We start from the raw sequence: 7,585 nt of genomic DNA on the forward strand, positions 1-7,585 counted from the left end.
CGACGAATGACTCAGCTCAAGGCCTGACCTCCATGCCCAAACCCGCTGACCGTATTCCGCCCTTGCCGCGTATCCATGCTGTCGACCCCCGGGAGTCGGAGCAAAGCTGGGAAAGCGCACCGCAGTTGCTCGCCGCCCTCAATGGTGCGCGCCTGGGGGCCTGGTATTGGGATATTGAAAGCGGGCAGATCAGCTGGTCCCGGGGCACCCAGGCGCTGTTCGGCTTCGATCCGCGCCAGCCCTTGCCGGAAAACCTCGAATACCTCGACCTGCTGCCCATCGAGGACCGGGCCAGGACGATTCGCGCCTTTCATTCAGTGCTGGCCGGCGCGCCGCTGGAACACGCCATGCACCACCGCATTCGCTGGCCCGATGGCAGCCTGCACTGGCTGGAGATCAACGGCAGCGTGTTACCGGACAAGCACGGCAAGCCGCGAATGATCGGGGTAATCCGCGAGATCACCCACCAACGCCAACGCGAAGAAGCCCTCAGCAGTTCGGAAAAGCGCTTTGCCACGCTGTTTCACCTGTGCCCCAACACCGTGCTGCTGACCCGCCTGGAAGATGGCCTGATCAGCGAGGCCAACCAGTACTTCGAAAGCCAGTTCGGCTGGCCCGCCGAGCACGTGATCGGCCGTACCACCCTGGAGATCGGCCTCTGGGTCAACCCCGAACAGCGCCCCCAGCTGATCAAGGCGGTCCAGAAGAAGGGCCAGGCCGCCAGCCTCGAAGTGCAATTTCGCGCCAGCAACGGGCAGATCCATGACGGCATCCTCAGTGCCCAGAAGGTTGAACTGGAGGGCAAGGCCTACCTGCTCAGCACCTTTCTCGACACCAGCGAGCGCAAACGATCCGAACAGGCACTCAAGGACAGCCAGGAGCGCCTGGACCTGGCCCTGGATTCGGCGCAACTGGGTACTTGGGACTGGCACATTCCCAGCGGCATGCTCTACGGCTCGGCCCGCGCCGCGCAATTGCACGGCCTGGAACCCATCCCTTTCCATGAATCCTTCGACGCCTTCTTCGAAGGCGTACCCACCGAAGAGCGCAACTCCATGCGCGATGCCTACCGCAGCCTGCGCGAAGGGCCGGCGGGCAACTATCAACTGACCTACCGGGTGCAACTGGAGGACGGCAGCTCGCGCTACCTGGAAAGCCGCGCCCGCCTCTACCGCGACGAACAGGGCAGCCCGCTGCGCATGGCCGGCACTCTGCTGGACATCACCGAGCAGGTGGAACGGGAACAGCGCCTGATCACCTCCGAAGAGAAGTTCGCCAGCCTGTTCCAGGTCAGCCCCGACCCAATCTGCGTGACCTTGCTGGAAACCGGTCAGTTCATCGAGATCAACTCCAGCTTCACCCAGACCTTCGGCTGGACCCTGGACGAAGTGCTCAACCGCAGCGCCGAACAGATCGGCCTTTGGGAAGACGCCGCGCCGCGCCTGCGGCGCATCGAGCAGGTGATTCGTGAACAGGCGCTGAATAATGTGGCAGTGGTGGTCCACCACAAGAACGGCCAGCCGCTGACCTGCATCATTTCCAGCCGCCTGATCACCGTGGACAAGCAGCCCTGCATCGTCACCAACCTGCGGGACATCACCCAGCAGCAGCGCTCGGAGGCGGCCCTCAAGGCCAGCGAAGAGAAGTTCGCCAAGGCCTTTCACTCCAGCCCCGATGCCATCAGCATCACCGAGCGCGACACGGGCCGCTATCTGGAAGTCAACGATGGTTTCTGCCGCCTGACCGGCCACCGCAACGACGAGGTGATCGGCCGCACCATGTACCAGATCGGCATCTGGGCCGAAGAAGCGCAACTCTCCACCTTGCTGGCGGAGCTCCAGATCAAGGGCCGGGTGCACCACCTGGAAATGCTCGGACGCAACAAGCGCGGGGAAATCCTCACCCTGGAAGTCTCGGTGGAGCCCATCACCCTCAACGAAACGCCCTGCCTGCTAATGACCGCCCGGGACGTCAGCCTGCTGAAGAACGCCCAGGCGCAGATCCGCCACCTGGCTTACCACGACCCCCTGACCAACCTGCCCAACCGCGCCCTGCTGATGGACCGCCTGAGCCAGCAGATTGCCCTGCTCAAGCGTCATAACCTGCGCGGCGCCCTACTGTTTCTCGACCTCGATCACTTCAAGCACATCAACGATTCCCTGGGCCACCCGGTGGGCGACACCGTGTTGAAAATCATCACCGCCCGGCTCGAAGCCAGCGTGCGCATGGAAGACACCGTGGCACGCCTGGGCGGCGATGAGTTCGTGGTCCTGCTGAGTGGCCTTGAGGGCACGCGCAACGAAGTCAGCGAACAGGTCCGCCAACTGGCCGACACCCTGCGCGAATTGCTGTCCGAACCGATGTTCCTCGATGGTCAGCGCCTGCAGGTCACCCCGAGCATCGGTGTGGCACTGATTCCCGACCACGGCTCGACCCCCACCGACCTGCTCAAACGCGCCGACATCGCCCTTTATCGGGCCAAGGATTCAGGGCGCAACACCACCCAGATGTTCCACAACACCATGCAAAAAGCCGCCAGCGAACGCCTGCGCATGGAAACCGACCTGCGCCTGGCCCTGTCCCGGGGCGAATTCAGCGTGCACTTCCAGCCCCAGGTGGACGCCCGCGACAACCGCATCGTCGGCGCCGAAGCCTTGGTGCGCTGGCAACACCCGGAGTTGGGCGCACAGTCGCCGACCGAGTTCATCAAGGTGCTGGAGGACAGCGGCCTGATCCTCGAGGTGGGCACCTGGATTCTCGACGAGGCCTGCCTGGCCTTCAGCCAGTTGATCGATCAGAAACTGGTGGATCCCCAGCACTTCAGCCTGTGCGTCAACATCAGCCCGCGGCAGTTCCGCCAGACCGACTTTGTCGAGCGGGTCGAACACAGCCTGCACGCCTACGCACTGCCCTCGAGCCTGCTGAAGCTGGAGATCACCGAAGGCATCGTGATCCAGAACCTGGAAGACACCATCAACAAGATGCGCCGGCTGAAGAAACTCGGAGTGAGCTTTGCCATGGACGATTTCGGCACCGGCTACTCGTCCCTGACCTACCTCAAGCGCTTGCCGGTGGACACCTTGAAGATCGACCAGTCCTTCGTCCGCGATGCGACCCACGACCCCAACGATGCGGAAATCATCCGGGCCATTGTCGCCATGGCCCGCAGCCTGAACCTCAAGGTCATCGCCGAAGGCGTGGAAACCCCGCAGCAGCTCGAGTTCCTCCAGGGACTGGAGTGCCACCTGTACCAGGGTTTCCTCCATAGCAGGCCGTTGCCGCTGAGCGAATTCAAGAAGCTGCTGGAATGACAGGCACGAAAAAGGGCGCCACCAGGGCGCCCTTTTATTGCAGCGGTCTTAGTGTTGCAGAGCCGCTTGCTGCGCACCGTTGATCGGGATGCGCTTGGCTTTGGCCTCTTCCGGCACGACCCGCAGCAGGTCGATATTCAACAGACCGTTGCTCAGGGCCGCGGCCTTGACCTCGATATGGTCGGCCAGGCGGAAGGACAGCTTGAATGCACGCTGGGCAATGCCCTGGTGCAGGTAAGTGACGCTTTCATTGGCATCGCGCTTGCCACCGCTCACGGTCAACACGCCTTTTTCCACTTGCAGTTCCAGGTCTTCTTCCTGGAAACCGGCGGCGGCAACGACGATGCGGTATTGATCGTCAGCGTGTTTCTCAACGTTGTAGGGTGGGTAGCTGCTGCCTGGTTCGTTGCGCAGTGCCGACTCGAACAGATCATTGAAACGGTCGAAGCCGACAGAGGAACGGAACAGTGGAGCCAAGGAAAATGCAGTACTCATGGGTGTTTCTCCTGATTATTCAGCGAGTGGTTATCTCCGCGACCCGAATTCGGCATCGCGTACCCAAGAGATAGGGATGGGCTCCAGCGTTTCAAGACATGCCTTAAAAAATTTTTACGCTGCCTCGCTTCGGGGCATGCCCAACAGGCGCCCGACCTGATCCAGCTCGGTTTCCCGGCGCAGGGCGGTGAACAGCTCGACCGCTTCCGGGTAGTTGCGGGTCAGCATCGCCAGCCATTGCTTCAGGCGCCCCGGCGCCGAACGCGGGGTCAGTTGCACCACTACCTGCGCCCAGAAATCCTGGAGCATCGGCTGCAGGTCGGCCCAGGACATTTCCACCACTTCTTCACCGGCCCGGGCTGCGGCGATCTGCCGGGCCAGATCGGGACGCGAGACCAGCCCGCGACCCAGCATGATGTCCTCGACGCCGCTGATTTCCCGGCAACGGCGCCAGTCCTCGACGCTCCAGATATCCCCGTTGGCGAACACCGGCACCTTGACCACTTCCTGCACCCGCGGGATCCACTCCCAATGGGCCGGCGGCTTGTAGCCGTCGACCTTGGTCCGCGCATGCACCACGATATGTTCGGCGCCACCCTCGGCCAGCGCTGTGGCACAGACCAGCGAGCCATCCGGGCTGTCGAAGCCCAGGCGCATTTTCGCCGTGACCGGAATGTGCGCCGGCACCGCACGCCGCACATGCTCGACGATCTGGTTCAGCAGCTCGGGCTCCTTGAGCAGCACCGCCCCGCCCCGGGACTTGTTGACGGTCTTGGCCGGGCAACCGAAGTTCAGGTCGATGACCTCACTGCCCAGCTCACAGGCCAGGGCCGCGTTCTCTGCCAGGCACACCGGGTCCGAACCCAGCAACTGCACTCGCAGCGGCACGCCGGCCGCGGTGTGCGCACCGTGCAGCAGTTCGGGGGCGAGCTTGTGGAAGTAGGCAGGCGTCAACAGGCGGTCATTGACGCGGATGAACTCGGTGACACACCAGTCGATCCCGCCAACACGAGTCAGTACATCCCGCAGGATGTTGTCGACCAACCCCTCCATGGGCGCCAGGGCAATTTGCATGAAACACACTCGACAAGAAAACGGGCAAAAAAACGTCCGCCAGTTTACTGGGTTTCGACCTTCAGCAGGAGTTTTACAGGGGCGAGCCAGCCGTTGCAGGCGCCTTCGCTGGCAAGCCGGCGCCTGCACGGGCACAGGGAGGTGTCAGGCGCCCTGCAGGGCCGGGCCGTAACCGTCCAGGAACTCGGCGGGCATGCGCTTGGGCTTGCCGGTGGACAGCTCGATGCAGACAAAGGTGGTCTGGGCCCGCAACAGGGTCGTACCGTCGCTCGGGCGCATCAGCTGGAAACGCCGGGTCATCTTCAGGCGCTGGTCCCAATCGACGATCCAGGTGGCCAGTTGCAGCTCATCGCCTTCATAGGCCGCCGCCAGGTAATCGATCTCGTGCCGCACCACGGCCATCGCCCGGTCCAGGCGCCGGTATTCGGCCAGGTCCAGCCCCAGGCGTTGCGAATGTCGCCAGGCGCAACGCTCCAGCCAGGTCACGTAGACCGCATTGTTGGCGTGCCCGAGGCCATCGATATCCTCGGCGGCCACCTGCAGATCGATGACGAATGGCGTTGCCAGATCCCAACTCATGCCCGACTCCCGGTCAGTTTTTTTGACCGGGGCAGTGTAACGGATGCTCAGGCCGATTGGCGCGCTTGCAGATGCCGTCCACTGACCAGCGCCACCACCGCATCCACCACTCGGGAGTCGGCCAATATCCGCTGGTGGCCACCTTCACTCAAGCGCAGGAGACGGCTGTCGAACCAGGCCTGGTGGATCAGCTCCGATTCCTTGACCGGAACGAAGAGGTCATCTTCGGCGTGAATGATCAGGCCGGGCATATCCAACTGATACTGGGCCACGTCCATGGCGGCGGCGCGCATTCCGACCTTCTTCTCCACCTGGCGGATAAAGGCGGAACGCGCCCTGGGCGGCAACCGCATGTAGCTGGCAAAACCGCGCAACACGGCCAGGATACGTGCCGGCGCGGCGATACTGACCAGGGTTTCGGTGCGCAGGCCCAATTGCACCGCGAGCATGGCGCTGGCACCGCCCATGGAGTGGCCGATCACCGCGCGCAGGGGCGGCAATTCGGCTGCTGCCTCCAGCATCGCCCGGGCAAACAGTGCCACGTTTGCCTCATCGCCCGGGGAACGACCATGGGCCGGGCCATCCAGCGCCACGGCGGTATAACCGGCGGCCACCAGGGCCTCGATCAGGCTGGCAAACTGCGTGGGCCGCCCTTCCCAGCCGTGCATCAGCAATACCGTCGGCCCCTGGCCCCAACGCAAGGCTGAAAGCCCGAAACGCAAGGTCAGGCGCTCGGCGCGCGCCAGCAGGGGCAACTCCCACTTTCGTGGCGGCAGCTCGCGAGGGGTCATGAACAAATGACGCATCCGATTCGCCGCCCATTGCGGCGCCACCCACCCCAGAGTGCCATTGACTCCACGAATCCAGCTCAATCTGCTCATCACCTACCTCGCCGTTGCACTTCAGGTCATAGCACCGCCGACTTGGCGGCACGCAGCAAACGATCGGACAACTCGCCGGGCCCCAACGCCCGCGCCAGGGACAGGCCGCCAACCATCAGCGCCATGTCGGCCAAGGCCTTGTCGGTATCTTCGGGGCTGGCAGCCAGTTGCGCGACCATCAGCTCCATGTGTTCGTTCAAGGCCTTGCGAAAGCTCTCGGGCAAGCGCCCCAGTTCGCCGACCGAGGCTGGAATCGGGCACGCCTGCCCGGTGGAGTCGCGGTGTTTGCGCGACAGATAGAACGCCGCTGCCAACGCCCGGCGCTCCTCGCCGCTGAGGCTTGCATCCATTTCATCGAGCAGGCCGCGTCGATGGGAAAGCAGCTGAGTGAAAGCTTCCAGCATCAGCGCATCCTTGCTCTCAAAGTGCGCATAGAAGCCGCCTACAGTCAGGCCGGCAGCCCCCATCACCTCACCCACACTCGGTTCGGCCGGGCCGCGCTGGATCAGTGCAGAACTGGCGGCCTGGAGAATACGTTCGCGGGTTTGAGCTTTTTTGTCGTTCATCGTTACCTCCGAATATTACGGAAAAAATATTATTCTCATAATAATTTTCCGCAAGTCGCCAGTGTGACCGTCGGTCAGAAGCGCAGGTGAGGAAGAAAGAGAGATTGGCCAAAGGCCAGAAAAACAAAAGGGTCATTCAATGATTGAATGACCCTTAAAAATCCCGCAGAGCGGGTAAACGTGGCGTCCCCTAGGGGACTCGAACCCCTGTTACCGCCGTGAAAGGGCGGTGTCCTAGGCCACTAGACGAAGGGGACACAAACCCTTCTAACAGCTGATCAGTGCTGAGTACTGATCGATTCAAGGCCGGTGTGGCCAAGCCTTGAACTGTAAATTGGTGGAGCTAGACGGGATCGAACCGTCGACCTCTTGCATGCCATGCAAGCGCTCTCCCAGCTGAGCTATAGCCCCGGATTTTCGCCTCGCGGCGCAGCGACATCTTGCAACATCGCTTGTGTGAAACTGGCGTCCCCTAGGGGACTCGAACCCCTGTTACCGCCGTGAAAGGGCGGTGTCCTAGGCCACTAGACGAAGGGGACGCAAACCCTTCTGTACAACTGACCGGTGCTGAGTACCGATCGATCCAAGGCCGGTGTGGCCAGGCCTTGAACTGTAAATTGGTGGAGCTAGACGGGATCGAACCGTCGACCTCTTGCATGCCATGCAAGCGCTCTCCCAG

At 62.6% G+C, this 7,585-nt stretch carries 6 protein-coding genes and 3 tRNA genes; 1 reads left to right on the top strand and 8 read right to left on the bottom strand.

Translation table 11 applies throughout. From position 1 onward, the window contains the following. Positions 1 to 32 precede the first annotated feature (32 nt). The gene (locus AC1RL5_RS17345) at positions 33 to 3,311 is read left to right on the top strand and encodes an EAL domain-containing protein (RefSeq protein ID WP_492589821.1); all 3,279 of its coding nucleotides are present in this window, start codon (positions 33 to 35) and stop codon (positions 3,309 to 3,311) included. A 48-nt stretch (positions 3,312 to 3,359) separates the two neighbouring features. On the opposite strand, the gene AC1RL5_RS17350 is transcribed toward AC1RL5_RS17345, so the two are convergent. The 8 genes from AC1RL5_RS17350 to AC1RL5_RS17385 all read right to left on the bottom strand — a co-directional run bounded on the left by AC1RL5_RS17350 (position 3,360) and on the right by AC1RL5_RS17385 (position 7,445). Continuing rightward, positions 3,360 to 3,806, bottom strand: coding sequence for an Hsp20 family protein (locus AC1RL5_RS17350; protein WP_072451537.1), 447 nt, complete (start codon positions 3,804 to 3,806; stop codon positions 3,360 to 3,362). Between the two features lie 114 nt (positions 3,807 to 3,920). After that, positions 3,921 to 4,880: a tRNA dihydrouridine synthase gene (locus AC1RL5_RS17355; protein ID WP_011060371.1), complete on the bottom strand. Its 960-nt coding sequence runs from the start codon at positions 4,878 to 4,880 to the stop codon at positions 3,921 to 3,923. Positions 4,881 to 5,024: 144 nt separating this feature from the next. Then, the gene (locus AC1RL5_RS17360; protein ID WP_011060370.1) at positions 5,025 to 5,459 is read right to left on the bottom strand and encodes an acyl-CoA thioesterase; all 435 of its coding nucleotides are present in this window, start codon (positions 5,457 to 5,459) and stop codon (positions 5,025 to 5,027) included. Positions 5,460 to 5,506: 47 nt separating this feature from the next. Then, entirely contained in the window at positions 5,507 to 6,340 is an 834-nt protein-coding gene (locus AC1RL5_RS17365) for an alpha/beta fold hydrolase (protein ID WP_015634891.1), read from the bottom strand. Between the two features lie 26 nt (positions 6,341 to 6,366). Next, entirely contained in the window at positions 6,367 to 6,906 is a 540-nt protein-coding gene (locus tag AC1RL5_RS17370) for a TetR/AcrR family transcriptional regulator (RefSeq protein WP_492589824.1), read from the bottom strand. Positions 6,907 to 7,087: 181 nt separating this feature from the next. Continuing rightward, positions 7,088 to 7,163: transfer RNA gene (locus AC1RL5_RS17375), tRNA-Glu, on the bottom strand. A gap of 78 nt (positions 7,164 to 7,241) precedes the next feature. Continuing rightward, a tRNA-Ala gene (locus AC1RL5_RS17380) sits at positions 7,242 to 7,317 on the bottom strand. A 52-nt stretch (positions 7,318 to 7,369) separates the two neighbouring features. Continuing rightward, positions 7,370 to 7,445 (bottom strand) — tRNA-Glu (locus AC1RL5_RS17385). Between the last annotated feature and the right edge of the window lie 140 nt (positions 7,446 to 7,585).

The organism is Pseudomonas sp. GW822-FHT06D10 (genome assembly GCF_058799535.1).

Coding starts and splice junctions, on each gene's coding strand:
- AC1RL5_RS17360 (WP_011060370.1), bottom strand. CDS start 5,459: ATGAGTTGGGATCTGGCAACGCCATTCGTCATCGATCTGCAGGTGGCC.
- AC1RL5_RS17365 (WP_015634891.1), bottom strand. CDS start 6,340: ATGAGCAGATTGAGCTGGATTCGTGGAGTCAATGGCACTCTGGGGTGG.
- AC1RL5_RS17345 (WP_492589821.1), top strand. CDS start 33: ATGCCCAAACCCGCTGACCGTATTCCGCCCTTGCCGCGTATCCATGCT.
- AC1RL5_RS17350 (WP_072451537.1), bottom strand. CDS start 3,806: ATGAGTACTGCATTTTCCTTGGCTCCACTGTTCCGTTCCTCTGTCGGC.
- AC1RL5_RS17355 (WP_011060371.1), bottom strand. CDS start 4,880: ATGCAAATTGCCCTGGCGCCCATGGAGGGGTTGGTCGACAACATCCTG.
- AC1RL5_RS17370 (WP_492589824.1), bottom strand. CDS start 6,906: ATGAACGACAAAAAAGCTCAAACCCGCGAACGTATTCTCCAGGCCGCC.